A 25,959-nucleotide genomic window follows, 5' to 3' on the forward strand; every position below is an offset into this window, starting at 1 on the left:
TGCTGATGTGCTAATTGATTTGAAAATTTGGAGATGAGCAGATTTGGAAATGCATGGGGCGTGGCCAGCTTTTTCGTTTTTGGCCTGTTTTCTGGAAAGTAACCTAAAAACGGTCTAGTGGTCTTTTCACGCAATCAGTCATTAACAACCAACAACCTATTCTTTGTTCTGAGAATCAATGGTGATGGTGACTGGCCCGTCATTGATGAGGCTAACTTTCATGTCTGCGCCAAAGACACCGGTGGGGATGGGTCTGCCTAGTTCAGCCTCTAAAAATTGATGGAACTGCTCATACAAGGGAATGGCCACGGCGGGCGGCGCGGCCTCAATGTAAGAGGGACGGTTGCCTTTCTTAGTACTGGCGTATAGCGTGAACTGACTGATGAGGAGAATGCCGCCGTTTACGTCCTGCACACTCAGGTTCATTTTGTCCTGGTCATCTGAGAAGATGCGCAGCTGGGCTGTTTTCTTGGCGGTCCATTGCAAGTCTTCTTTGGTATCTGTGGGCGTAAAGCCGGCCAATACCAACAGCCCCTGCTCAATCTGTCCGTTCACTTTTCCGTCTATTACTACAGAAGCCTGGTTTACTCGTTGTATCGCTACGCGCATAAAATCTATTTATTTATTAAAAGCTAAGAGGACATGAGGAGCTATTGAAGAGCCACTTCTAGTAAAATCCGTTTTTGGCTTATTTCCCAGAAATCAGGTCAAAAGAAGAGCAGCTTACCACCCGCCACCCATTTGCAAATTTTCACATCTATACATTTCCAAATCAATTAGCACATCAGCACATTCCCCATTAGCACATTTATCCTTGGCAAGATAAAAAGAAAAGTGCGGCCACAAGGCTAGAATGACAGTATATGCAAATTGCCGGGGCCTAAACGCTGAAGCGCAGCTTTTTCCGTTATTTTTGTGGTTCCTAACTCTGTAAGGATGCCGAAAAAGACGATTTACTGGCTGTGTGGCTTGTTGGTGCTGGGTGCGCTGGGATTTTACGGATTTACAAAATGGCAGGAGACCCGCGAGAAAGTGGATCTCTGGACGGTAGTACCCGATGATGCCGTTTTTGTAATTGAGACCAACAACGCGCCGCGCTTTGTTGACCACCTGCAACAGACAGATTTGTGGGCCACGGTGTCCCGCATGCCGTACGTGCTTCGGTTAGAAGACCAACTTTCACTGCTAGACACTCTTTCCTCGGGCCGCATTCAGCTTAAGAAATTCCTGACCAAGAAGAACGTGCTGGTGTCCATGCACGTGCTGGGCCGCTCAGACTTTGACTTTATTTATTACGTGCCGGTAAAGACCGTAGGCGAGCACCGCTACATACGCACGCTGGTAGAGAACCTGGGGCGCAACCCAGAATACCGCCAGGAGCTTAGAGAGTACCAGGGCTTCCAGATCACAGATATATCGCATAACGGTAACAAAGAGAACCTGTCCTACTTCTCTTACCACAACAACTTGATCATAAGCCCCAGCCCAGTCTTGATTGAAGAGATTGTGCGCAAGATCAACCGCGGGCAGTTAGAGTCGCCGGCCAAGGACTACAAGACCACCAACTACCTAAGCCAGAAAGACGTCTACGCCAACATCTTCATCAATTACCAGCACTTGCCAGACCTCTTAGGCGTTTTCTTGCGCAAAGACCTGCAGGGCGATGTCAACCTCATTAGTAGCCTTTGCCGAAGCAGTCTTTTAGGCCTCAAGCTAGACAACAACCGCCTGTTCATGAACGGCTTCTCTGTACCTGAGACGGTAGAGGGTTCCCTTTACAGCCGTCTTAAAGGCCATGCGCCCAAGACCTTTAAGATGAAGGACTTTCTGCCCAGCAGTGCGGCGGTGGTCTTGCACATGGGCCTGGACAAGATGGGCGCGCTCAAGGGCGGACCGGGAAAGGACGGCCCTGGCTTTGTAGACACGCTGGCCAACTCGTTTGCCGGTGAACTGGGTTTGTGCTACCTGGAGTCATATGACACCAAGACTGCCACAGAGAAAGTATTGTTTGCACAGTCTAGCAATCCGGCGTATACCAGTGCCCTGCTCAACCGCCTGCAACCCGGGCGCACCAACGGCACTGAGGAACGCCACGGCAAAAACGTGATCAGGCTCCTAACCACCCGTGAACTCCCAGAACAATTGTTTGGCGAGCTGTTCAGGGGCTTTGAGCAGGTGTATTACACTACCTTGAGTGATTACATTCTGTTTACAGATGATGTGCAGACCATGCGCACGCTCTTAAAAGAGGTAGAGGCGGGCAGGGTCTGGAGCAAGTCAGAGGCCCTGCAACCCCTATTAGAGCAAACCCAGCAAGAAGACAACGTGGGCCTCTACATCAATACGGCCAATGCCTGGAACCTGCTCATGCGCGGCATGAGTACAGAAAAGCAGACGGCCCTGGTGCGCAACAGCTCCATCATCAAGAAATTCAACCACTTCAGTTTTCAGTTTAGTGCCAAAGAGGAACGCTTCTATACCAGCCTGTTGCTAAGGCACCAGGAAGAATCTTCTGTGAAGGCGGTGCTGGCCAGTGCGGGGTTCAGGCAGGAGGATGCATTTGCCTTTAAAAGCCAGTTGCTGACCTCGGCGTTCTTGACGCAGTATCCCGTAGACCGTTCAGACGAAGTGGTGGTGCAGGACTCCTCCTTGGTGGTATATGGCCTGGGCACGCAGACGGGCAAGCAGAACTGGACCGACACCTTGGAAAGCCCCCTCATTGGACAGGTGCAGCAATTGATTTACGGACCGGACAACCGCCTCAAATACCTTTACGCCACGCCTAACCGCATCCATTGCGTTGATAAGAACGGCAAGGATGTCAACAGCTTCCCGTTCACGTTGGGAGACACGCTAAAATTGCAGCACCTCACGGCCTTTGACTACAACAAGAACGGTGACTACCGCCTGGCCGCCGATGACAACCTGGGCAATCTGTACTTGCTGGACATGCAGGGGAATCTGCAGACAGGCTGGAGCCCCATGCGCCTGGACAGCCGCTTGGCCGCGCCGCCCCAGCATCATAAGGTAAATGGCCGTGATGTGATTGTGGTGGTCTTGGAGAATGGATTTGTCTATGCGTTCACCACGCAGGGCGAAACGTATCCGGGATTCCCGTTGAACCTGGAGAAGAACCTGCGCTCTACGGTGTATGCCAAGCCGGGTATTTCGTTTAGGCGCTCCCTGTTCACCACCGTCACCCAAGACGGACAGGTGATCACCTTTGACTTGACCGGCGAAATCACCAAAAGAGAGCAACTCCTGCGCACAGACAGAAGAAGCACGTTTGAGCTGGTGCCCGAGGTTGGGGGCAAGTCGTTTATCATTGCCAGGACAGACCCGGGTCGCGTAGCCTTGTATAGCCAAGACTTAAAACTACTTTTAGATAGGAGGTTTGTGACCTCGTCCAGGAAAGTGATCCAGTACTTCCATTTTGGGGGCGACCGCAAGCTCTATGTGATTACAGAAACAGGGCCTGGCAAAGCGTATCTGTATGACGTGCAGGCCCAGCCGCTAGGGCAGGAGCCTATCAACGCCAGTTCACCGGTAACAGTGCGCTACCATGAGGTGCAGAACCAATACACCGTCTTTGCCACCTATAAGGATGCGGTGCAGAAGATCATAGTGCAGGGCCGGGATTAATCTCTGCTTGCGGCCGCGCAAAAATTCCCGATTAATTAAAAAGAGAGTCTCTGCTCAGACAGCTTTTCGTTTTTGCCCTGTTTTTTAGAAAACTGTCTGAAAAGGAAAAGCTGCGTGGGTTTTGGTAGCGGGCAGTGAGCTACGCCAATCTTCAATCCTAAAAGAAATTTGGCTCATACCTGAACCAAAAAAATATTTTTCATGTAAACATATGTATATACATCATTTGTTTATACATTTGTAACATCAAATAAAAAATAACCATAGCCATGAAATTAAAAAACACCTTATTAGTAGCCCTGGTGGCCTTTGTAACGTTCTCTTTTGCCGGCAAGGGCATTGACTACAAAGTAGTAAACGGTCAGTCTAAAGTAACCTGGGTAGGGAAGAAGGTAGCCGGTGAGCACTCGGGCGCCATCAAAATTGCGCAGGGTAAATTGACCAGCAACGGTAAAAACATCACTGGCGGTACGTTCACTATGGACATGACTTCTATCAGTAACACAGACATCACTGACGCCAAATACAACCAGCAGTTAGTAGGGCACTTAAAGAACGATGACTTCTTTGCCACAGACAAATATCCAACTTCTACCTTGGCTATCACTAAAGTAACCAAAGCCAAAAACGGCCAGTACCTAATCAACGGTGACCTGACCATCAAAGGCATCAAAAAGCCAATTTCGTTCCCGGCCACGGTGACGCACGCTGGCAATCAGATTAAAGCCAAAGCCGCTATTAAAGTTGACAGAACTGCTTATGACATCAAGTATGGTTCTGGAAGCTTCTTTGACAACCTAGGCGATAAAGCCATTGACAATGAGTTCATCTTGAACGTTGACCTGGTAGCCCAGAAATAATAAACACCTTTTCTTTAAAAGCCCTGTCCTTGTGCATATGCATGGGGGCAGGGCTTTTTGTTTTACCGTTGCTTTTAGTCAAGCAATCTTTTATGCAGGTGCCTGCCTGGTTAGAATATTTGGATAAGAGAGGATAACATGGCAAACGCGTTGCTAGTCTGGTACAGTGGTAGTTTTTATTTTATAATGAGCTTGATACCAACGTGTAAGGCCGTTTAAAGAAAAAAATATGCTCTTTTTGTAAACAATTAGATAGTAGTTATTGTCTTTGTAATAGTATTGCTATTATTTTTGAGGGTAGTAGCCTTTTTTATAATCTACGTCCGCTAGCTGCATGAGTACAACCATTAAGGTAGAGTTGAACAATAAGCTTTATATACGAGATCCTGAGCTCACGGAACTGGGTAGGGTGATTGTGCGAGAGTCTATCAAGCTCATTGATGAATTGGGCTTTGAGCATTTCACGTTTAAAAAACTGGCCATAAGCATCTCTTCAACAGAGGCGTCTATTTACCGGTATTTTGAGAACAAGCACAAGCTTCTGCTGTATCTGGTGTCCTGGTATTGGAACTGGTTGGACTACAGGCTTAGCTACCATACCCACAACGTGACCAATGCTACAGAGAAGCTAGAGATTTTCCTCAAAATATTAGCAGAAAGCCAGTTGCATGATGGTTTAAACCCGCAGGCAGACGTGCAAGCGCTGTCTAGGATAGTCATCTTAGAAGCCTCTAAAGCCTACTTAACCAAGGAGGTAGACTCTAACAACAAGGAAGGGCTTTTTCAGGATTACAAGAGCATCTGCCATAAGATGGCCTTGGTGGTGTTAGAGATAAACCCGGTTTACCTTTTTCCGCATGCGTTGATCACCACGCTGTTTGAGGCCACCCGCAAGCATTTGTTTTTTGCGCAGCACCTGCCGTCGCTTACAGAGGTACAAGTGAATGAATCTGGCGAAAATACATTGTTGCCGTTTCTGCATCACCTTGCTTTTAGTGCCATTGCCCCAGGGGCAGACTTGCCCTCTTTAAACCGTTGATGTATATATGTCTACAAAGCCACTAATCTCACCTACTCCTTTCAAGCGGTTTTTAGAATTGCTCTCATCTGAGCGCAAGGTCATTGGGTACATCTACCTATATGCCATTTTCTCTGGACTAGTAAGCCTTTCCTTGCCTTTGGGTATACAAAGCCTGATTGGGTTTGTCTCCAGTGGGCAGATGGTTACGTCCGTAACGGTGCTTATTGTGTTAATCATTCTGGGCGTTTTGGTAGTGGGCGGGTTGCAGGTCATGCAGCTTTACCTGGTTGAGCACATCCAGCAGCGCATCTTTGCCACCAAGGCTTTCCAATTCACTACGCACCTCACCAAAATAAAAGGCAACCAGCTGGCCAAGCAGAACCTGCCCGAGATGATGAACCGCTTTTTTGACGTCATCTCCCTGCAAAAAGGATTGGCCAAAATGCTCACAGACTTCTCTGCGGCGGCCATTCAGATTCTGTTTGGGGTGATTCTGCTATCTTTTTACCATCCGTATTTCATCTTCTTCGGTTTGGTGCTGGTGATCATGCTCATCCTCATCATTAAGTTCACCAGCCCTAAAGGCATGCGGACCAGTCTGGAGGAGTCTAAGTACAAATACCGGCTGGTGCACTGGTTAGAAGAGGTGGCCAACAACATCACCATCTTTAAATCGGCTTCGCAGGAGAAGTTGTCCTTAGAGAAGACAGACTTTTATACCAGCAGATACCTAAAGGCCAGAAGCAATCATTTTAAAGTCCTCATCACTCAATACATAGGGTTCATAGGTTTTAAAACCGTCATTACTGCGGGTCTGTTGTTGATGGGAAGCATGCTGTTGCTAAACCAGGAGATCAACCTGGGGCAGTTTGTGGCTTCTGAGATCATCATCATCCTAATCATTACCGCCGTAGAAAAGCTGCTGGTAAAACTAGACGTGGTGTATGATGTCTTAACCAGCCTTGAGAAACTAGGAGGCGTGACAGACCTACCCATGGAAGAAACCAAGGGGCTTACCAGAGAAATGCCTTCTACCACGCAGGGGGTGTCTGTCCAGGTAAGGAACCTGTTCTTTACCTACGCCAACGCCCAGGCGCCTGCCCTGCAGGGAGTAGACCTCACTGTAGCTTCCGGCGAAAAGCTATGTCTGGCCGGCGCTGAGGAGGCGGGCAGGTCTACGTTGTTACAGATTCTGGCGGGCATCCATACAGACTATGAGGGCGCGGTGGTAGTGAACGGCCTGTCCCTGAATGATTACCAGCCCGAGGCCCTGCATGAACACATTGGCTTCTACCTCTTGCCCGCCCTTTTGTTTGAAGGATCCATCTTAGAGAACATCACGCTGGGGCAACCCAACGTCACCTTAGAAGATGTCTTGTGGGCCCTGCAGACGGTAGAACTCTCTGACTACATCCAAAGTAGGCCAGAGGGGCTTTACACCATGATTCACAGCAATTCAAAGGGAATTCCCAATGGCGTGGCGCAACGGTTGGCCCTGGCGCGCAGCATAGCCAGAAAACCTAAACTGCTGTTGCTGGATAATTTTCTGCCGCTGGTAAACAAGCCGCTCAGGGCTAGAATAGCCGGTCGGCTCTTCACCCCAGAAATGCCTTGGACGGTAGTGGTTATCTCTAATGATAAGGCCGTCATGGGGCATTGCTCCAGAGTGGCGCTTTTGCAAGCAGGTAAAGTACAACAAGTAGTGACCGGGCCAGAAGCTGTCAAGGCAGCATTTAACAAGGTGGTGTAATGGCAAAGCAGACAACAAATCATCCGGTGCAAGAGGAGTGGGAACAGTTCAGCTCCTTTAAGCTAGTAACCAAGCCCAAGCTGGCCAAAGTGCTGGCGTATTGGACCATCGGGCTGTTTACCTTACTGTTCATTGCCCTTTGGTTGCCCTGGACGCAGAACATACGGTCTACCGGGTCCATTACCACGCTACAGGCGCAAGACAGACCCCAGACCGTGCACAGTACCATTGCGGGCAGAATAGAAAAATGGCAGGTGCAGGAGGGTCAGAAGGTGAAAAAAGGAGACACCCTAGTGGTGCTTTCTGAAGTAAAGGAAAAATACTTTGACCCCCAGCTGCTGAGCCGCCTAGAAGAGCAGTTGCAGGCCAAGGGAGGAAGCCTGTCGGCTACCCAGGCAAAAGCCGATGCTCTTCAAAAACAGATTGCCGCTTTGCAAGAAGGCTTGCAGTTTAGTTTGCAGAAGGCCCGCAACAAAATGCTACAGGCCAACTTAAAGGTGCAAAGTGACAGCGCAGAGTTGGTGGCCATGCAGGCAGAATATGAGGTAGCCCAGAGCCAGTACGCCCGGCAGGAAAAACTCTACCAACAGGGCCTTAAATCCCTGACAGAGCTGGAAAGCCGCCGGCTCAAGTTCCAGGAAGTACAGGCCAAGCGGCAGAGCGTGCAAAACAAACTCAACATCAGCCGAAATGAAAAGCAGAACGCCCGCATTGAGCTTTCTTCTTTAGAGGCCGAATACCAGGATAAGATTTCCAAGGCGCGGTCTGACCTGAACGCCACCCTGGCCTACGTGAACGACAGCAAGGGCGAAATCTCTAAAATGGAGAACGAGTATGCCAACACTCAGATTAGAAGCTCTTTTTATCAAATCACCGCGCCGCAGGATGGGTACGTGGTACGGGCCTTAAAGGCTGGTATTGGCGAAACGCTTAAAGAAGGGGAGCCGGTGTGTAGTATTATGCCGGCAGATCCACAGCTGGCCGTGCAGCTGTATGTACGGCCCATGGACGTTCCGCTTTTGGCGGTAGGCCGGGAGGTGCGATTGCAGTTTGAAGGCTGGCCGGCTTTGGTCTTCTCTGGTTGGCCCAATCTGGGCTTTGGTACGTTTGGGGGCAAAGTGGCTGTCATTGACAACCTGGACAGCCAAGGCAAATACCGGATTCTGGTAGTGCCAGACCCCGCCGAAGGTCCTTGGCCGGAAGCGGTGCGCGTGGGTTCAGGCGCCTACGGTTGGGTGATGTTAAATGACGTGTCCATCTGGTATGAACTATGGCGCCAGCTAAATGCCTTTCCGCCGGACTACGTGGGCGAGGTGACTGGCCAGAAAGAGGAACAAGGAAAAGCATCCGTGAAAGAAGAGAAATGAGAGGCAACAGGTTTTTCTTGTGCGTAATCTTAAGTGCAGTCTTGCTCCTGATGAGTGGGCAAAGCCGTGCGGGAGACAGTACCGCCGTCTTTACCATCCAGGATTTAATCAATCAGATGGCGTTGCACCATCCGGTAGCGCGGCAGGCCAACCAGCTTTCTGAGCAGGCCCGGCAGGAACTACGCATGGCCAGAGGGGTTTTTGACCCGGTGGCAGCGTCAAAGTTCTACCAGAAGGAATTAGGCGGCAAGAACTATTATACGTTGTGGGACAATGTGCTAAAAGTGCCGCTCTGGATTGGCGAGGTAAAGGCGGGCTATGAGCGCAACCAGGGCGCCAATGTCAATCCTGAGAACGTCACCTCGTCTCAAGGACTCCAGTACGTGGGCCTCTCTGTACCCATTGGGCAGGGATTGCTCATAGACGAACGCAGAGCCACCTTACAGCAGGCCAAACAGGCGCTTGCCCTGGCAGAGGCTGACCGCGTGAAGAACATCAACAAGTTGCTGCTGGAGGCCACCAAAGCTTACTGGGACTGGGCCAATGCCTACCATAGAGGACAGTTGCTGGCGCAAGGGCTGCAATTGGCCAACGTGCGCTTACAGGCAGTGAAGGAAAGAGTAAAGGAGGGAGACCTAGCAGCTATTGACTCTGTAGAAGCCCAGATTGAAGTCCAGAACCGGCAAGCCTTACTTGCCCAAGCGCAGCTAGAAAGCCAGAACGCCGCCCTATTGGTGTCCAATTATCTGTGGGGAGAAAACAACACGCCTCTGGAGTTGCCCGCCCAGGTGACTCCCTCCTTGCAGGGCACAGAGCTAGAGCCTTTGGCTGCTCAAGACGTTGCTGTTTTGTTGGACCAGGCCCGGGAGCGGCACCCAGAGGTGATGAAGCTTCAGATAAAATTGAGGCAGCTAGACATAGAACGGCGCTTTACGCAAAACAAGCTGTTGCCCAAACTCAATCTGGAGTACAATGTGATTGGAACCGGCGGCACGGCAGGAGAGCAGTGGCTGCAAGAGCGGTATCTGTCAGATAATTACAAGCTGGGCGCCAGCTTTAGCGTGCCTCTTTTCTTACGGCAGGAGCGGGGCAAGTTGCAGATAACGCGGCTCAAGATCAACGCCACCCAACTAGAACTGGCCCAAACCACCCGCGAGAGCCTGAACCTGGTCCAAGCCTCTTACAATGAACGGAAACAGCTAGAAGAGCAGATACAATTGCAGGAACAGATTATACGCAACAGTGAATTGTTGCAGCGCGGCGAGCAGGAACGGTTTGAAAACGGCGAAAGCTCCCTTTTTCTGGTCAATACCCGCGAGGCCAACCTTCTAAGCCAACAGATAAAGCTCTATGAGCTAAAGACCAAATACGCAAAAGCCAAGTACTACCTGCAATGGGCCGCAGGAGACCTTGGCATTGGGGCAACCAGATAGGCTTTAAAAACAGATGATAGGTTGTTGGTAAAATTACTGCCAAACCTACAGCGTCACCTCTAAGGCTGTTTTATGCACATAAGGAGGTCATCTGCACATAAAATGAGGATGGCAGGTACTTAATTTAGCCAGCCTTTGCGGTAGAAGTAATAGACCATGCCCACCACTACCAAGCCCATAAAGCCCAGCAAAGTCACATAGCCGTAGGGGTGGTAGAGTTCCGGCATGTTCAAGGGGTTTATTTCGCCGTCAGGCTGCTCTCTGGAGAAGTTCATGCCGTACAAGCCCACAATAAAACTCAAAGGAATGAAGATGGTAGAAATGATAGTAAGTACTTTCATGACCTCATTCATGCGGTTGCTCACATTGGACAGGTACAGGTCTGTGAGGCTGCTGGTGGTCTCTCTGTAGTTGTCTACCAAGTCTATCAACTGAACCGCGTGGTCATAGATGTCTTTAAAGTAGATTCTAAGATCATGCGGAATTTGTGCCTCGTCCATGCGCAGAATCTCATTGATCTTGTCGCGCTCTGGCCAGATAATGCGCCTTATTTTAACCACCTCGCGCTTCAGGTCCAGGATCTGGCTCAGGAGTTTTTTGCTGGGGTTTTCAAACAGGCAGTCTTCCAGTTCCTCGGCGTACTCGCCTAGTTGCGCCATGGCCGGGAAGTAATGATCCAGCACCACGTCCAGGATGGCATAGGCCAGGTATATGGAGGATTTCTTCCGGATGCTTCCCTTGCCCGCCCGTATGCGTTCGCGTAAGGGGTTTAGACAATCCTCATAATCACTCTGCAGGGTAAGCACGTAATTGGGACCCGTGAACAGGGAAATCTGGTCATCGTCAATCTCATGCTCTTCGGTAAAGGTGACCATGCGCGAAATGATGAACAACCGGTTGCCGTCTTCCTCTACTTTGGGGCGCTGGTAGTCATTGATCACGTCCTCCATCTGCAAGGCGTGTATCTGAAAGTCTAGCATGAGGCGCTCCATCAGCTCCAGGTTTTGGTAGCCCCGCACATCTATCCAGTGGCGCGCCTGCGGCTGACTCACAAAGGCCGCCATGAGGCTGTCATAGTTCTCAAACTCGCGGCTTTCATACAAATCACCGTCAAAGGAGACCATAAACAGCCTGGGCGGAAGCGAATGCTCATGAACATTCAAAAAGCCCGGTTTCTGCCCGACTTTGCGTTCTAAGATGTTTTTGGTGAATTGCTTGGTAGGACTAGGCGTCATGCAATAGTGATTTTAGGCAGTTAGGCGCTACAAGAAACGCCCACGAGCAAAAGGTACGCAAAAGCTAGAAGAATGATTAATGACCACTGAATAATGACCAGTAACTAGTAATTAATGACCAATGAAAAATGAAAAGCATATGGTATTTAATGGGATAATGATTAATAGTATCCAGGCAGCGACTACTAAAGACTTAATTCATAGTATCCTGGCTTCAAACAGTAGGGAAGTCCCTTCTCCCTGAGGGAGAAGGTTAGGATGAGGGGGAAAGGAATTGAGGCAACAAGCAGAAGCCTATGAAATGATACCCTCACCCTAGCCCTCTCCCAGAGGGAGAGGGGATTTACATCCAGGTCCGTTTTTAGCCTATTTTCCAGAAAACAGCCCAAAAACGACTCGTCCACTTTCCATTATTCACTAACCACTACCCTCGTTTCTAGTTTTTCAAACTGCTCCTGCAGCTGAGGGACAAGGCCTTTTCTGGCTTCTAGGGTAAGACGGCAGTCCAGGTTAAAATCTTGTTGGCGCACGGGCAGCTCATGGTCTTTGACCAGTTTCATCACTTCGTTCATCTGCTCGTACCCAAACTGAATGGTCAAGAATGACGTCTCGTGGCGTTCAATGAGGTCGGCTTGCGACAGAGCTTCTGCGGTGGCGGTTTTGTAGGCATGGATGAGGCCGCTTACGCCCAACTTGGTACCTCCAAAATACCTGATCACCACCACCAGCACATTGCTCAAACCGGCAGATTTTATCTGGCCCAGAATAGGATCTCCGGCTGAGTGGTTGGGCTCACCGTCATCATTGGCGCGGTAGATGGCCCGGTCGGCGCCCAAGAGGTAGGCGTAGCAATGGTGGCGGGCATCAAAGTACTCTTTGCGCAAGGCTTGCAATACTTCTTTGACCTCGTCCTCTGAGTACACGGCATAGGCCTTGGCAATAAACTTACTGCCTTTCTCTTTGTACAACCCTTCTGTGGGCGCGGCTATGGTGCGGTACTTGTCCTCCATGCAGGCAAAGGTACACAGTAAAACAGAATTGCGGGAAGGCTCCGTTTTTGGCCTGTTTTCAGGAAAAGAGGCTAAAAACGGAAGCAGTAGTTGAGCCACCTCTGGAAGGGAAGCCCACCTGCCGGAAATGAGATTAAAACGCCCAGCTGAATTATAGTTGCTTACTTAGAAAGACCGAAGTCCCCGATGGTTAACCCCACGTATACTCCGCCGTAGGCTACTTCTTTGGTGGCCGTGGCGGTGAGACCTGTGGTCAATCCTAAAGATTCTCCCAAAAGAAAGGCGAACTCTGTTTTAGCGTTCCAGCCAAAGAGCCCAAACTCCTTTGTGTCATATTCATAAGAACTGCTTCTTATGATACCGCCCCATCCTCCTGTATCAATGGTGATGTTGTAAGGCATTTCATATTTGACAAAAGAGGGACCAGTGCTGTAGGTGAAAAACACTTTCCTGCTGATTGGCGCTAGACCTCCAATTGAAAAGTTGAACTCCTTGATTTTATGGATGGGAGGGTTGATTTCGGCTTCTTTCTTGTCATACTTTCTGTCTTTGTAATTGACAGCAGTAAAACCCAGAGAAAGGAGAAAGTTGGCTTTGGTCTGCGCCACTAGGGATAGGTTCACGCCAGAGCCCCTGCCTTCAGAGAAAGGATAGAGGTAGCCCAGAGAACCATAGGCAATGGTTTGTTTGGTAGCGGTAGAATCTTGCCCCGCCGCCTCCAATCCAAAGAACAGGGAAAGCGCTAAGCATAGTACAGTGGCTCTTTTCATGATTTAATTTTGGTATAGCTATATCTTATTCAACTTCATTAACCTTACAGGAAGATATGGTTTCTTTTTAATATAGAACTGTATTTTATCTATGTTTTATGTTGAGTGAAAGTCATCTTCCGTTTTTGGCCTGTATTCCAGAAAACAGGCCAAAAACGGAAGATGCACTAGGCCACCACTTCGGCTAACTGCTTGTCAATGGCTTGGAATAGAGCTTTATTTCCATCTTGCTGGTAATGCGCAAGCTGCTTTTGAAACCCAGGTACGTCATACAGAAACGCCTTTAGGCCGTCTGCGGTGAATTCTGCAAAATACCGGCCGTACCCTAACTGCTGCACATATGCCGCATTCATGAACTGCTCAAACTGCTTGGGAATAGGCACTGAGCAGATGGGCTTCTGTAAATACACCGCCTCACTTATCAAGGAGAAGCCTCCGTTGGCCACCACCGCCTTGGCAGAGGCCAAGTCTTGTATGAAACCGTCTTCACTAAAGGCTTTCAAGTGCACGTTGCCGTGTTGCTCTTCTTTATTAAAGCCATACACATAGAAAGTTTCCTGAGGCAACTGCTGCAAGGTCTCCAGCAAATTCTTCTGGTTGGTGCTGGACTGATACACCAGTACATGGTTGCCCTGGCTTGGCTTTGCCCGAAGGATTTCTTCTCTTATGATAGGCGGTACCACCGTGGTATTCTCCTTGTGGACCGGCGCCTTAAAAAAAGAAGAGACCAGGTAATGAGCCGCCCGCGGTACTTTGGCCTTGACAATGTTTTTGGCCACCTGGTAACTGCCGCGTTCTTCTTTAGGAATGGGTATGTCTAGCTGGCAGCGGTTCATCACCTGCATATTGTCTATGCTGATGATGGGCAGGCGGTGGTGCTTGGCAAACAGAAACGTGAAAGACTCAAAATCTGAGATCACTACCTCTGGCGCGAAACTTTCCATGAGGCCCCGGTACCGGTTGAAATTTACCTTAAGGCTTTCTGGGGCTGTTTTGAGCGTAAGCAGAGCGGTATTTAATTTAGAGACAGCCGCCTCACGGTACGCAATGTGAAAACCTTTAATCTCCTGCACGCGGCCCGGGAATGCCTTGTTCAAAAACTGGTAGGCCCTGGCGCTGGAAACCACCTGCACGTCATGGCCCTGGCTTAACAGATGGGTGATGATGACCTTGCTGCGCGTGGCGTGGCCCATGCCCTCGCCGGGCACTCCATATAAAATCTTCATATATTATTTTCTGGGTGAGAAGTAGTAGCCGCTTTAAAGACCTTATGCAACAGGCCCGTCACCGAAAGCACATATGCCACGGTAAAGCCAGCGGCAGAGCCCAGGGCAACGTCCCATTCTGAGTGAACGCCTAACGCCACTCTGGAGAGGCATACCAGGAGCGCCCAGCCCAGAGGCACTAGGAGCCAAAGCTGCTTTCTGCGGGGCAGCTGCCAGCCAAGGTATAAGGTGAGCATGGTCCCTAATAAAAACACGTTCAAAGAATGGCCCGAGGGGAAAGAATACCCACATTCCTGCACCCAGTGGGCTAACACCAAGGGAGAGACATTGCTGGAGACAGCAGGATTGCTGTGCAGGTATTGTTGCAGAAACGCTGGCCGGGCAGACACGTCTTGCAGGTAGAATTTCTCTATCTCGCCGGCAGGCTTTAACAGAAACAAATGGCTGGGCCGCGGAACCTGTGTAATGGGCTTGATAAAGTATTCATTGACAAAGGCAATGCCGCCTAGGGTAACCAGTAGAAACCCGAATGCTACGGCAAAAGACCGTATCTTCTGTTTAATGCCTTTTTGCTGCCCCGCCGCCAATCCGCAGAGGAGTACGGCTAAAGCAGTGGTGCCAAACACGCCGCCAGACTCAGAGAGCCAGTACCAGAAATTTGTGTCGGCGTCTGAGGCCAGGTATCCGCTAAAGGCAATGGGTAAGGTCCAAAGCAACACCACCAAGAACAGCCAGACGCCTCCAGAAATCAAAAGGGCGCTTTTATGCTGACGATAATGCGTTTTCATGAGAAGGTATGGAATATGGTATAGCTATCGTGTAGGGCAATGAAACCAAAAATACAAAGTTTCAAGGAGTTGGTGGGTGTAGCGGGCTGGCTTAAATGGTTTTTGGCCTACTTTCTGGAAAATAGGCCAAAAACGCGTGCCTAGAGTAATTGGGTTTAGACAGTGCGTGCCTCAGGTTAGACCTTGTATTGTGAGACTATGTGGGCCAGTTGCTGCCACCAATTGCGCGGCATTGCGTAACTTGGGCACATGAACTACCCGGCGCCGCATTTACTTTCTTTTAAGCAAATCAATAACGTAGAAGGCATCCTTATCTCCACCCAAGATGAGAAAGGCCTGCCGTTTACCGCCAAGCGGGTATTCTGGGTGATGGACACCACGGCCAACTCTGAACGCGGCGGTCATGCTCACCATACTACCCAGGAACTTATGACGGTGCTGCGCGGCACCGTGCGCATTGAAACCGAAACCACTCAAGGCACTGACTCTTTCCTGCTGGATGCGCCCACCATGGGACTCTACATTCCGCCGTACTGCTGGATTAAGGTATTTCCCACCCCAGACGCCATTCTCTGCTGCATGGCCTCTACCGTGTATGACGAGGCTGATTATATGCGCGACTACCCCGAGTTTAAGAACATCATCCAACAGCAGGCAACCTCCAAATAATAGTAGATTCTCTGGTATTCACTGAACCACCTATGCACGTTCCGTTTTTTGAGTTGAGGGATTTCCCCGAAGGGATAGAGACTGCCATTCAAGAAAAGGTGGCTTTTACCCTGGCAGAGAAACGGTTTGTGTTGGGCCCCGCAGTGAGTGCTTTTGAAGATGAGTTTGCCCGCTATCAAAATGTGCCGCACGTGGTGGGCGTAGGTAATGGCTATGATGCCCTGGTCTTGTCTTTAAAAGCCTTAGGGGTTGGCAAAGGGGACAAAGTATTGCTGCCGGGCAACACCTACATTGCCACTATCAACGCCGTGCAACAAGTAGGCGCCATGCCCGTGCTGGTAGAGCCCGATCCAGAATCCTACAACCTTACTGCTTCTGGAATAGCCCGCGCCATTGACAAAGACGTGAAAGCCATCTTGCCGGTGCATTTGTACGGTCAGGCCTGTGACATGGAAACCATCATGGGCATTGCAAACCAGGTGGGGCTGCTGGTGGTGGAAGACTGTGCCCAGGCCCATGGCGCCGAAGTAGGAGGAAAGAAAGCAGGGACCTTCGGGCAGGCCAACGCCTTCAGCTTTTACCCCACCAAAAACCTGGGTGCCTACGGTGATGCTGGTGGGGTCACTACTCATTCTGAGCAGGTGGCAGACTTCCTGCGCAAGTACAGAAACTACGGCCAGTCAGAACGGTACTATTATGACGTGGTAGGCGTGAACTCACGGCTGGATTCCCTGCAAGCAGCCATCCTTTCGGTCAAGCTAGCGCACCTGGACGCTTTAAATACTGAGCGCCAACGCTTGGCCAAAATCTACCTTCAAGAGTTACAAAGAGTAGGGGATTTGGTGCTTCCTGCAACACAAGCGGGTTGCGGACACGTGTACCATCTGTTTGTGGTGAGAACCCAGCGCCGTTATGCCCTGCAACAATACCTTCAGGCGAAAGGAATCACCACCTTGATTCATTACCCGGTGCCTGCCCATCTGCAACCCTCTTATGCGCATTTGGGCTTGAAAGCCGGCGACTTGCCCATCACCGAAGAACTTGCCAATACCAGCCTCAGTTTGCCGCTTTTCCCGGGCATGACGGAGCAAGAACAGACGGCAGTGGTGGAAGCCATCAGGCAGTTCTTCGCTTAATCTCACCTGTCAAGTAAATATATTTGTCGTTTTTGGCCTGATTTCCCGAAAAGAGGCTAAAATCGGGAATCCTGCACCAATCTTCGTAGTTTGCACCATGGCTCGCAAACAGCTCATTCATCAGTTTTTGGGAGGTTCTTTGTGGTCGGGGCTGTCTACGGTGGCCCGGGCGGTGAGCGCCTTGGTGGTGAATAAACTGTTTGCCATGGCCTATGGCCCCAGCGGCATCACCTTGCTGGCCCATTTTCAGAGCCTCATCGCCATTCTCACCACCCTGCCTAACAGCGGCGTGAACGTGGGCCTAATCCGGTACCTGGCCAAAGGCACACCCGAAGACGCTGGATACCAATCCTATTTCTGGACAGGCCTCGGGCTAAACCTGCTTACTTTTTTGGCGGTGTTAGGTGGCTTGTTACTGTTTCCAGAGTTCTTCTTTGAGCGGTTCGGTATGCCAGAGTTTCTGTCACTGCACCCGTGGTATTGGATAGCAGGACTGGGACTTTTTCTGTTGCTGCTGTTGCAGTTGTTCTGGCTGTCGGTGCTGTTGGCGCGGCAGGCTTTGCAGGTGTACGTGGGCTTGAGTCTGCTCACCAGTGTGCTTTCCATTACCATTACCTGGCTAACGGTGGGTAAGATGAGCTTGCCCTTGGTGCTCTTGTTCTTTCTGGGGGCGCAAGCGGTGACCGGTCTGGTGGCTACTGCTGTGGTCCTTAGTAAAAAGCTGGTGCCAGCCTTGCAAGGTCATTTCTCCAAAGTGTCGCTCCAGGATTTGGGGAAGTTCCTTCTAATGGCCATTGCGATGTTAGTAGGGGGCAAGCTGGCCGAGTTCCTAGTCAGGGAGATGGCTATCCAGCATTTCTCTCTGCATGAGACAGGCATGTGGCAGGCCGTGGCTAAAGTTTCTGATTCGTACACGCTGGTCTACACTTCCGTCTTGGGCATGGTGTACTATCCTAGAATTGCGGCCCTGCTGCACCAAGAGGAAAACGACCTCCGGAAATACGTACGCACCATCTTCTTCACCTTGACCCCTTTGATTGCAGCCGGTTTGGCCTTGGTCTGGCTGTTACGGCGCTTCCTGCTGCTGCTGTTTTTTAATGATGAATTCTTGCCTGCCCAGTCGCTTTTTGAGTACCAGTTGTTAGGCGATTTTCTGAAGATGGTGGCCTGGATTCTGTCCTATGTGGTGACCGTGCGGGCGCAGGTAAAGCTGTACGTGGGCGTGCATCTGGTGTCGCCGGCTATTTACGTGTTGCTGGTACTGTGGCTGTTGCCCTTGTATGGCTTGCAAGGTTTGTTGTGGGCGTATGCCTTAGACTGGGGACTGTTTCTGCTATTTCACGTATGGCTGTTCAGGTCGTATTTTTATCCCCAGAAATGACACAGCCGCTGGTTTCTATCATCTGCCTCTGTTACAACCATGAGCGCTTTTTGCGCGAGGCCCTGGATTCTGTCCTGATACAGACCTACCCGCAGATAGAAGTGATTGTGGTGGATGATCTGAGCTTGGATAACAGCGCGGCCATCATACAGGAATATGTAGCCGCGCATCCTCATATTCAGTTCATTCAGCATGCCCAGAACCAAGGTAACTGCCGCTCTTTTAATGAAGCGTTTGCCCTGAGCAAAGGTGAGTTTATCATAGACTTCGCCACGGATGATGTCCTTCACCCAGAACGCGTGGCCAAACAAGTAGCGGCGTTCCTGTCACTGCCAGAAAAGGTGGGCGTGGTCTATACTGATGCCGAATTGATAGACGAGCAGTCCAAGCCCTTAGGCCTTTTTTACCGAAGAAATACCAAAGGCGAACTATTCCCAAAACCAGCTCAAGGAGACGTATTTGCCGATGTGCTGGGTCGTTACTTTATCTGTCCGCCTACCATGATGGTGCGCCGGCAGGTGTTGGAAGAATTAGGTGGGTATGACGCCTCCTTGGCCTATGAGGATTTTGATTTTTGGGTACGCTCTGCCCGCAACTGGCACTACTATTTTTTAGACGAAGTGCTGTGCCTACGCCGCGAACATGCCCATTCGCTGTCCAACCAAGTCTACAAGCCCGGCGACCGACAACTCCAGTCCACCATTCAGATTATTCAGAAAGCCCAAGCCTTAGTGCAGACCGAGCGAGAAAAAGAAGCCCTGGTGATACGCATCCAGTACGAGGCGCGGCATGCCTACTTCACGGGTAACTATGCAGAAGCGCTAACGCTGTTGCAAATGTTGGAGGATGAAGGAGGCATGAGGCCTGCGTATAGATTACTAAAGTGGCTTACTCAGAAACGCGTGCCTTTGCAGATGTTCCGGAAGTGGTATCATCTATTGCGCTATGGACGTACCGCCGCATAAAATTGCCTATCATTTGCGTGAATACCTTGTCTACACTCAAACCGCTGCCGCTTTGAATAGAACCGGTAGCTAGTACCGCATGTTGCTTTGACAACTCAGTAATAGTCATCTCGCCGCCGCCAGTACTATCCCAAGCATTGTCCTCTTGCTTATAAACTTCCACATCAGAGGTAGCAGTGGCTTTGTTCAAGCCACGGGCCAAGACCACTGTATTTTCAGGGCTGCTCCAGGTAGTTTTATCGGTTTCATCCCCGCAAATGGGTAAGCCGTCTATTCCTGCCTGGCCAAATATATCGCCGTTTTTCACCTCGTAGTTTTCAAATAGCCAATGACTTGCTTCTATAACTTGATAGGGAGCGTAGGTGTTTATGCCGGCTTCGGTGAAGTGCGCGCCCAGCAGTAGACTTTCTGGGGTGGAGGTATGTCGCCAGAGGCCTCCTCGTTTTGGGCTGTTTTGGAAAAAAGAGCCGTTTTTCGGGCATTCTACCTGCGTGAAGTTCTGGTGCCAGCGCACTTGCCAGTAGACTTGGTTTCCGCCTAAAGACAGTAGAGATTTGTTTTGTTGCAAGACCAGATTCTGCAGGGTTTGGAACATGGCCTCAGAGAAATACTCGGCGTGGTAGGATAGTACCAGCACTTGATAGGAATCCATTCGTTCTGGATGCTTCTCCAGCCAATAATCGGGGAGGAGGTCTGCCTGGTAGTGTTCCGCAAACCAATGGTAGATATGGGATTCTAGGCGCAGGTCGTGCTGGTGGCTGCTGCTTCTGTGGTACGTCAAAGCAGTGTTTGGTCTGAGCGTTGAGACGAAAGACACGGATTCTGCTGCCACGGCGTTCCGGTAGAGGGAATGTCCGCCGTAGGCATTATAGGCTTGCCAAGTGGTGACTGGCGCCAGCACAGCCACCTTGCTGATGGGTTGAGCGCTTCCTACTATAAAATGAGTTTCTGAAGACAAGTTGAACGCCTCATTGACCAATAATGCCCGATAATAGCCTTGGGGCTGGTTATGCGGCAACGCGTATTCCCAACCCACGCTCCAATGGCATCCCTGCTGCGCATCCTCCAGCGTTTCAGGCTTTACTATTTCCCCAAACGAATGCTCTGTGACAAGCTCCCAAGTTTCTGTCGCGGTTCTGCGTTGTAATACCAACCGGTTGCCGTGTTGTAACGCTTTTAAGTGGAACAGGACAGTTTGGCCCGGGGTGTAAAAGAGTTGGTGGGCATAGCCTTCCAAGGGTTGCGGAACCATATCTAGTGTGACAGGGTCCGGTGCCGTTGGTTTGGTGAGACGCATTCGCCACCAAAAATGCCGTAATGGCCCGGCCCACCGTAAGGCCAGCTTTTGCAAGGCGGGTGTTGCGTGTATCAGGCGCTTAAGCAGGGACATGGGCAGAAGGAGTGGCCACAAAGATGATTTCTTGCTGACCCAGGCCTAGGTGTTGCTGTTCTTGGCTGGTTCTGGTTTGGGCGTAGTCTACTGGACTCACTGCAAAGCCTTGCGCGCTCACCCGCTCACTAAAATCCAAGCCGTACTTCCTGAACCTGTCTGCCTGGCCATGGGCTTTAAGGCGTTGCTGCGGCGTGGCTACGTCGGCTTCTTCCAGCGTCTGCGGCAGGTCTAGGAAGATTCTAGCTTGGAGTAGCAACCGGCCTTTTGGTTTTAAGACACGGCTCAATTCCTGCAAGGCTAACTTCTCATCTGGCACGTGGGCCAGCACATGGGAACACAAGATCAAGTCAAAGGACGCGTCTGCGTAGGGCAAGCGTTGGATGTCTACTTTGTCCATGGCCAGGGGAGAGGATAAATCTGCGCTGCGGTACTGGAGGTTGGGCAGGCGCTTGAGTTTCTCCTGCAACACCGGCTCAGGGGCCATATGCAGGACAGACAGCTGCTGGGTTTCTACCTGTACCTGTTCCTGCAAGTACAGCCATAGCAGGCGGTGCCGCTCCAGGGTATGGCATTTTGGGCACAGGGCCTGCGGTCTGCGCTCTACGCCAAAGGGCAGAAACTTCTGAAAGTGGCCTTCGCACAGTGGGCAAAACACTTCCTTGCCCTGGTAGAACCAGCCTCTGGCCCACCAGGAATAACTGCGCAGGCGCAGACGGGTTTGGGCGGGCAAAAGGGCTTTCAACAGGTACATGGGCAGGGCAAATCTTACCAAATATACAGACCGTTCCGTATTTTATCTGCATGCGCACGGGATTAGTACTGACATCTTTAACGGCTGGTTTACGTAGGTATCAGTTCCTTCCTTCTCCCTTTCTTAGCGTAGGTTCAGTAATTAGGCCAAGAGTCGGGTAGAATGCTTGAAAACTAGTATATTTGACATTCCATATAGATACACGTATGATCTCAACGCTCACGACCACCCGTTCTGAGGTAATGAAATACCTGGAGAATTTCCTGGAGCAGAAGCTTCCGGAGTTCCTGAAATCAGTGGAAGACAGCTGGCAACCCGCAGACTTTCTGCCAGACGCCCGCTTTGACAACTTCTTCTCTGAAATAAAAGACCTGCAAGAGCGGGCCAAAGAACTGTCTTATGACCTGCTAGCCGTGCTTATTGGTGACACCATCACCGAAGAGGCCCTGCCTACCTATGAAAGCTGGATCATGAGCATTCATGACATCAACAATGACGAGCACAGCGCCTGGATGAAGTGGAACCGCGGCTGGACCTCTGAGGAGAACCGCCACGGCGATTTGCTCAACCGCTACCTCTACCTGACCGGCCGCATTGACATGCGCCAGATGGAGGCCTCTACGCAGTACCTGATTGCCGACGGCATGGACATTAAGACTGACAATGACCCATACCGCAGTTTTGTGTACACCTCTTTCCAGGAGACGGCTACCAACGTGTCTCACCGCCGCGTGGGTGCCCTGGCCAAGAAAGTAGGCGAAACCACCTTGTCCCGTATCTGTAACTTTATTGCCGCAGATGAAGGACGTCACGCCCTGGCTTATAAAACCTTTGTGAAGAAAATCTTTGAAGTAGACCCGTCAGAAATGATGATGGCCTTTGAAGACATGATGCGCAAGAAGATTGTCATGCCGGCCCACTACCTGCGCGAACTAGGAATTGACCAAGGCCAGACCTTCGGGCACTTCACAGACGCCGCCCAGCGTATTGGTGTGTACACGTCTACCGATTATGTAGAAATCATGGAGACCTTAATTAGAGAGTGGAAAATTTCTACCATGACCGGCCTCAATGAAAACGGCGAACGCGCCCGTGACTACATCATGCAACTGCCTAACCGCCTTCGCCGCGTGGCAGAGCGTCTGCGTGTGCCAGAATTGGAATACAAGTTCAAGTGGATTGAAGTATAAGGCAAGAGCCGTTTTCGGCCTCTTTTCTAGAATATAGCCTAAAAACGCCCTGCTGAAAAGTGGGGCGTTTTTGTTTGATACAGTTTATTATTTAGTAACTTCAATAACTATATTACACATCGAATTCTTAAATGATATTATAAGTGAAGAAGTGTTTAATAGGGTTTATTTTGATTTTAGTGATTGTCATCGAATCGCGAGATTCTATTTTGGGTTATATTATCCAATTTACATTGACTAGGGTTAATCTGAATTTACTATCAGAACAAGTGCCTCTAGTAATCTCAAGCCAAAGAGGCGATGGTTCTGAAATGCTGGTAAAAGATTTGCCCAAAGAATTGCAAAGTGACTTTACTACCTTAGTTTATGGAGCAAAGGTGTTTTATGGCCCTAGCACAAGGATTTACTTCACCTTGAGGAAGGAAATAGCTGAACGTGCATCTGATAGCAAAAATCATGATAGTATTTATCATTTGCATATAGAAGCTTCTCCTTTATGGCGAGATAGCTTTATGTTTTATAATATAGGTACTACTTTTCATTACTATAGCAATGAGGATATAATAGACAGTGATATATTAGAAAATAAAATAAAAGTTAATTCTAATGTTTTAAAAGAATAGGGTCTTTTCTAGTGACAATCACAATAAGGAAAAAGTATTTGGAACAAGGGAAGGTTTATTAAAGTGAATTATATTGTTTATTATGAGCGATATTTTGTAGATATAATGGTTTTATAAAATCAGTTCATAATATTTTTAAATATCGGATTAAGACAAATTCAATTTTAATTTTCATTAATAAACCAAAACGCCCCACTTCTCAGCGGGGCGTTTCTTTTTACCAAATCACCATTAACTGTGTACGGGAGACGGGTGGCTGTGGACCACTTGTACCCCTTTCCAGAAGGCCACGTAGCCTTCAATAGGTTTGGCGGCTTGTTCTTGGGTGTTGGAGTAAGTCCAGGCGGCGTCTTTGTTTTCAAACAGTCCCACCTTTACAGAGTAGTAAGAGGCTTCGCCTTTCCAGGGGCAGAAGGACTGGCGGGTGCTAGGCTGCAGAAATTCCCACTTAAGGGCACTCGGCGGAAAATAATGATTGCCTTCTATCTCCACGGTCTGTTCGCTCTCTGCAATAATTGTGTTTTTCCAAATGGCACGCATACTTTACTATAAAAAATGTAATTATTTTACTAAAATGATTGTATTCTCTCTAGTTGTTTACTGCTTTGCCTTGAGAAGGTTGTGCATTTAAGGAACAATGCCGTTTACTCGTTGTTTAGTTATAGAAACAAGCCGTAAGACATAAGACACAAGATTTTCTTCTGTTACTTGGTTAAGAACGTTCTTTGTTCTTTCAGGAGTAAAGTGTAGAAAAGGATACCATCTAATAGAAACTGTTCTTACCTGCGCCTTGTATCTTGTGTCTCACAACTTATGTCTTTTACCATGTCAGCCGGATATAGATTTACCAATTTTGTGCCCGAAGAAACCACGCAGAAGGGGTTTGAGGCACTGCTCAACATTTTCTTGCAGATTATCACCCTCACCGCGGGTGATGTAGCCGAAGCCATGTCCTGGCTCAACCAACTGGACCAGAAGTATCGCCTCACCGACGATTCTTACGGCATGGGCGATTTCTTTGAAGACCTCAAGAAACAGGGCTACATAGATGACAAAGGCCCAGACGGTCAGTTTCAACTGCAGGCCAAAGGGGAGCAGAAGATTAGAAAGAGCGCGCTGGAAGAAATCTTCGGGAAGCTGAAGAAAGGCGGCCGCGGAAGCCACACCACACCCAAGTCGGGCATTGGCGATGAGCCCAACGCAGACCGCCGCGAATTCCGGTTCGGGGATGCGCCCGAGCAGATTGAACTCACAGAATCCATCCGGAACGCCCAGATTCATCACGGCCTCACCGATGACTTCTTCCTGACAGAAAATGACCTGGAGGTAACCGAGCGGGAACACAAAACGCAGACCAGCACCGTGCTCATGATTGACATCTCGCACTCCATGATACTGTACGGTGAGGACCGCATCACACCCGCCAAGAAGGTAGCCATGGCCCTGGCCGAGCTGGTCAAACTCAAATACCCCAAAGACAACCTGGACATCATCGTGTTCGGGAATGACGCCTGGCAGATTACCGTTAAGGACTTGCCCTACCTGATGGTGGGTCCTTACCATACCAACACCGTAGCGGGCCTGGAACTGGCTATGGACCTGCTCAGAAGAAGAAAGACCAGCAACAAGCAAATCTTCATGATTACAGACGGCAAGCCCACTTGTCTCAAAGAAGGCCTTAAGTACTATAAAAACAGTTTCGGGCTGGACAGGAAAGTGGTGAACAAAACGCTCAACCTGGCCGCGCAATGCAGAAGGCTCAACATCCCCATCACCACCTTCATGATTGCCTCAGACCCGTACCTGCAACAGTTTGTAGAAGAGTTCACCCAGGTCAACAACGGTCAGGCTTATTACAGCAGTCTGCAAGGTCTGGGAGACTTGGTGTTCAGAGACTACGGCCGTAACCGCAAGAAACGGGTGTAATTAATGTGCTAATTGGGTAATGTGCTATTGGAACAATTCAAAAGTTTGGAGATGATAGCACGCATTTCGTCCCCCTTTGAAGGGGGTAGGGGGATGATAAGTAAGGTTGAAATCCCAACATCAGCAGTTTATGAATGAGAAAAATGATTCTCGGGAATGAGTTGCTCTACATGAGTGAATCATCCCCCTACCCCCTTCAAAGGGGGACGGAGAAGCTCCTTATGCAAGCTCCGTTTTTAACCTCTTTTCCAGAAAACAGATCAAAACGCTAAGTTTTTATTTTATCTCTTGTCTCCGCTTGCCATTTGCCATGATGCCTAGCATCAAGCTGGCACCAGCTACATAGTTGAAATAAGTCAGACTGATAACATGGGTGAGTTGTAATACTAAACCAATGACTATAAGGATAGAAGCAATCAGATACAGGATAGAAGACGTTTTCACAGAGAAGAGAATTAAGACTGGAATGTATAGAAAATACTTACAGTAATGAAAATGCAAGGAAATTTAGCTTTCACTTTTGGCCTAATTTCCAGAAAACAGGCCAAAAACGGCTAGTCCTGGTCTTGGGCTTCTGAGCGGTCGTTCTGGTAATTGAGCACGCGGGCGATGACCCTGAGTACCAGGCCCAGGCCAATGAAAATGAACACCACTGTGAGGCTGGCCAGATGGAAAACGCGCAAAAGCAGCCCGCATACAAACAAGATGATTGCAATGACGGTTAACCACGTAGGCACAGCAGTTTTTTTCATGTGACAAAGACACCAATACGCAATACCATTTTTACGTAAGTCAGGATAGAACAATCAACAACCAGCAATCA

The 25,959-nt window shown here is 49.6% G+C and carries 24 protein-coding genes; 13 read left to right on the plus strand and 11 right to left on the minus strand.

From position 1 onward, the window contains the following. Positions 1-156 precede the first annotated feature (156 nt). Positions 157-609, minus strand: a complete 453-nt coding sequence (dtd, locus tag ABD880_RS17575) for a D-aminoacyl-tRNA deacylase (RefSeq protein WP_345169095.1) — start codon at positions 607-609, stop codon at positions 157-159. Between the two features lie 327 nt (positions 610-936). Here dtd and ABD880_RS17580 point away from each other — a divergent pair, with 327 nt between their 5' ends. From ABD880_RS17580 to ABD880_RS17605, 6 genes are all read left to right on the plus strand, one after another. Further along, positions 937-3,642: a hypothetical protein gene (locus ABD880_RS17580; RefSeq protein WP_345169097.1), complete on the plus strand. Its 2,706-nt coding sequence runs from the start codon at positions 937-939 to the stop codon at positions 3,640-3,642. A gap of 269 nt (positions 3,643-3,911) precedes the next feature. Next, the gene (locus ABD880_RS17585; protein WP_345169098.1) at positions 3,912-4,502 is read left to right on the plus strand and encodes a YceI family protein; all 591 of its coding nucleotides are present in this window, start codon (positions 3,912-3,914) and stop codon (positions 4,500-4,502) included. 334 nt (positions 4,503-4,836) lie between these two features. Next, a complete protein-coding gene (locus tag ABD880_RS17590; RefSeq protein WP_345169099.1) occupies positions 4,837-5,541 on the plus strand; it encodes a TetR/AcrR family transcriptional regulator in 705 nt (234 codons plus the stop codon). Positions 5,542-5,548: 7 nt separating this feature from the next. Continuing rightward, positions 5,549-7,273 carry a peptidase domain-containing ABC transporter gene (locus ABD880_RS17595; protein WP_345169102.1) on the plus strand — a complete coding sequence of 575 codons (1,725 nt, stop codon included), beginning with the start codon at positions 5,549-5,551 and terminating at the stop codon, positions 7,271-7,273. Beyond that, a complete protein-coding gene (locus tag ABD880_RS17600; RefSeq protein WP_345169105.1) occupies positions 7,273-8,640 on the plus strand; it encodes an HlyD family secretion protein in 1,368 nt (455 codons plus the stop codon). Before ABD880_RS17595 ends, ABD880_RS17600 begins: the two co-directional genes overlap by 1 nt. Before the next feature lie 50 nt (positions 8,641-8,690). Continuing rightward, positions 8,691-10,073, plus strand: a complete 1,383-nt coding sequence (locus ABD880_RS17605; RefSeq protein ID WP_345169107.1) for a TolC family protein — start codon at positions 8,691-8,693, stop codon at positions 10,071-10,073. A gap of 119 nt (positions 10,074-10,192) precedes the next feature. Here the strand turns inward: ABD880_RS17605 and corA are convergent, their stop codons facing one another. From corA to ABD880_RS17635, 6 genes are all read right to left on the minus strand, one after another. Beyond that, complete coding sequence (gene corA / locus ABD880_RS17610) at positions 10,193-11,308, minus strand: magnesium/cobalt transporter CorA (RefSeq protein WP_345169110.1); 1,116 nt, start codon at positions 11,306-11,308, stop codon at positions 10,193-10,195. A 185-nt stretch (positions 11,309-11,493) separates the two neighbouring features. Further along, positions 11,494-11,712 carry a hypothetical protein gene (locus ABD880_RS17615; RefSeq protein ID WP_345169113.1) on the minus strand — a complete coding sequence of 73 codons (219 nt, stop codon included), beginning with the start codon at positions 11,710-11,712 and terminating at the stop codon, positions 11,494-11,496. 6 nt (positions 11,713-11,718) lie between these two features. Beyond that, complete coding sequence (locus ABD880_RS17620) at positions 11,719-12,318, minus strand: IMPACT family protein (protein WP_345169115.1); 600 nt, start codon at positions 12,316-12,318, stop codon at positions 11,719-11,721. A 161-nt stretch (positions 12,319-12,479) separates the two neighbouring features. Further along, positions 12,480-13,088, minus strand: coding sequence for a hypothetical protein (locus ABD880_RS17625; RefSeq protein WP_345169118.1), 609 nt, complete (start codon positions 13,086-13,088; stop codon positions 12,480-12,482). Between the two features lie 167 nt (positions 13,089-13,255). Further along, a complete protein-coding gene (locus ABD880_RS17630; protein ID WP_345169120.1) occupies positions 13,256-14,314 on the minus strand; it encodes an MJ1255/VC2487 family glycosyltransferase in 1,059 nt (352 codons plus the stop codon). Continuing rightward, positions 14,311-15,102 (minus strand): phosphatase PAP2 family protein, encoded by a 792-nt coding sequence (locus tag ABD880_RS17635; RefSeq protein ID WP_345169122.1) that lies wholly within the window; start codon positions 15,100-15,102, stop codon positions 14,311-14,313. The genes ABD880_RS17630 and ABD880_RS17635 overlap by 4 nt, the downstream gene beginning before the upstream one ends. Before the next feature lie 249 nt (positions 15,103-15,351). Here ABD880_RS17635 and ABD880_RS17640 point away from each other — a divergent pair, with 249 nt between their 5' ends. The 4 genes from ABD880_RS17640 (at position 15,352) to ABD880_RS17655 (ending at position 19,253) form a co-directional block, all read left to right on the plus strand. Beyond that, positions 15,352-15,771, plus strand: a complete 420-nt coding sequence (locus ABD880_RS17640) for a sugar 3,4-ketoisomerase (protein WP_345169125.1) — start codon at positions 15,352-15,354, stop codon at positions 15,769-15,771. Positions 15,772-15,803: 32 nt separating this feature from the next. Beyond that, entirely contained in the window at positions 15,804-16,907 is a 1,104-nt protein-coding gene (locus tag ABD880_RS17645) for a DegT/DnrJ/EryC1/StrS family aminotransferase (protein ID WP_345169127.1), read from the plus strand. A 97-nt stretch (positions 16,908-17,004) separates the two neighbouring features. Continuing rightward, complete coding sequence (locus ABD880_RS17650) at positions 17,005-18,288, plus strand: MATE family efflux transporter (protein ID WP_345169130.1); 1,284 nt, start codon at positions 17,005-17,007, stop codon at positions 18,286-18,288. After that, positions 18,285-19,253 carry a glycosyltransferase gene (locus ABD880_RS17655; RefSeq protein ID WP_345169133.1) on the plus strand — a complete coding sequence of 323 codons (969 nt, stop codon included), beginning with the start codon at positions 18,285-18,287 and terminating at the stop codon, positions 19,251-19,253. Before ABD880_RS17650 ends, ABD880_RS17655 begins: the two co-directional genes overlap by 4 nt. Here ABD880_RS17655 and ABD880_RS17660 read toward each other — a convergent pair. Further along, positions 19,177-20,505 (minus strand): N,N-dimethylformamidase beta subunit family domain-containing protein, encoded by a 1,329-nt coding sequence (locus ABD880_RS17660; protein ID WP_345169136.1) that lies wholly within the window; start codon positions 20,503-20,505, stop codon positions 19,177-19,179. The two genes, ABD880_RS17655 and ABD880_RS17660, sit on opposite strands and share 77 nt — an antisense overlap. Before the next feature lie 124 nt (positions 20,506-20,629). Further along, positions 20,630-21,397, minus strand: a complete 768-nt coding sequence (locus ABD880_RS17665) for a methyltransferase domain-containing protein (protein WP_345169139.1) — start codon at positions 21,395-21,397, stop codon at positions 20,630-20,632. 206 nt (positions 21,398-21,603) lie between these two features. Here ABD880_RS17665 and ABD880_RS17670 point away from each other — a divergent pair, with 206 nt between their 5' ends. Further along, complete coding sequence (locus ABD880_RS17670) at positions 21,604-22,587, plus strand: acyl-ACP desaturase (protein ID WP_345169141.1); 984 nt, start codon at positions 21,604-21,606, stop codon at positions 22,585-22,587. 143 nt (positions 22,588-22,730) lie between these two features. Further along, positions 22,731-23,210 (plus strand): hypothetical protein, encoded by a 480-nt coding sequence (locus ABD880_RS17675; RefSeq protein ID WP_345169144.1) that lies wholly within the window; start codon positions 22,731-22,733, stop codon positions 23,208-23,210. A 231-nt stretch (positions 23,211-23,441) separates the two neighbouring features. Here the strand turns inward: ABD880_RS17675 and ABD880_RS17680 are convergent, their stop codons facing one another. Further along, positions 23,442-23,750, minus strand: a complete 309-nt coding sequence (locus tag ABD880_RS17680; protein WP_066505317.1) for a DUF427 domain-containing protein — start codon at positions 23,748-23,750, stop codon at positions 23,442-23,444. A gap of 285 nt (positions 23,751-24,035) precedes the next feature. Between ABD880_RS17680 and ABD880_RS17685 the strand changes: the two genes are divergently transcribed. After that, a complete protein-coding gene (locus ABD880_RS17685) occupies positions 24,036-25,136 on the plus strand; it encodes a vWA domain-containing protein (RefSeq protein WP_345169148.1) in 1,101 nt (366 codons plus the stop codon). A gap of 554 nt (positions 25,137-25,690) precedes the next feature. Here the strand turns inward: ABD880_RS17685 and ABD880_RS17690 are convergent. After that, positions 25,691-25,888 carry a hypothetical protein gene (locus tag ABD880_RS17690; protein WP_066505314.1) on the minus strand — a complete coding sequence of 66 codons (198 nt, stop codon included), beginning with the start codon at positions 25,886-25,888 and terminating at the stop codon, positions 25,691-25,693. Positions 25,889-25,959 lie beyond the last annotated feature (71 nt).

Source organism: Nibribacter koreensis (assembly GCF_039541795.1).
GTDB classification, from domain to species: Bacteria; Bacteroidota; Bacteroidia; order Cytophagales; family Hymenobacteraceae; genus Nibribacter; species Nibribacter koreensis.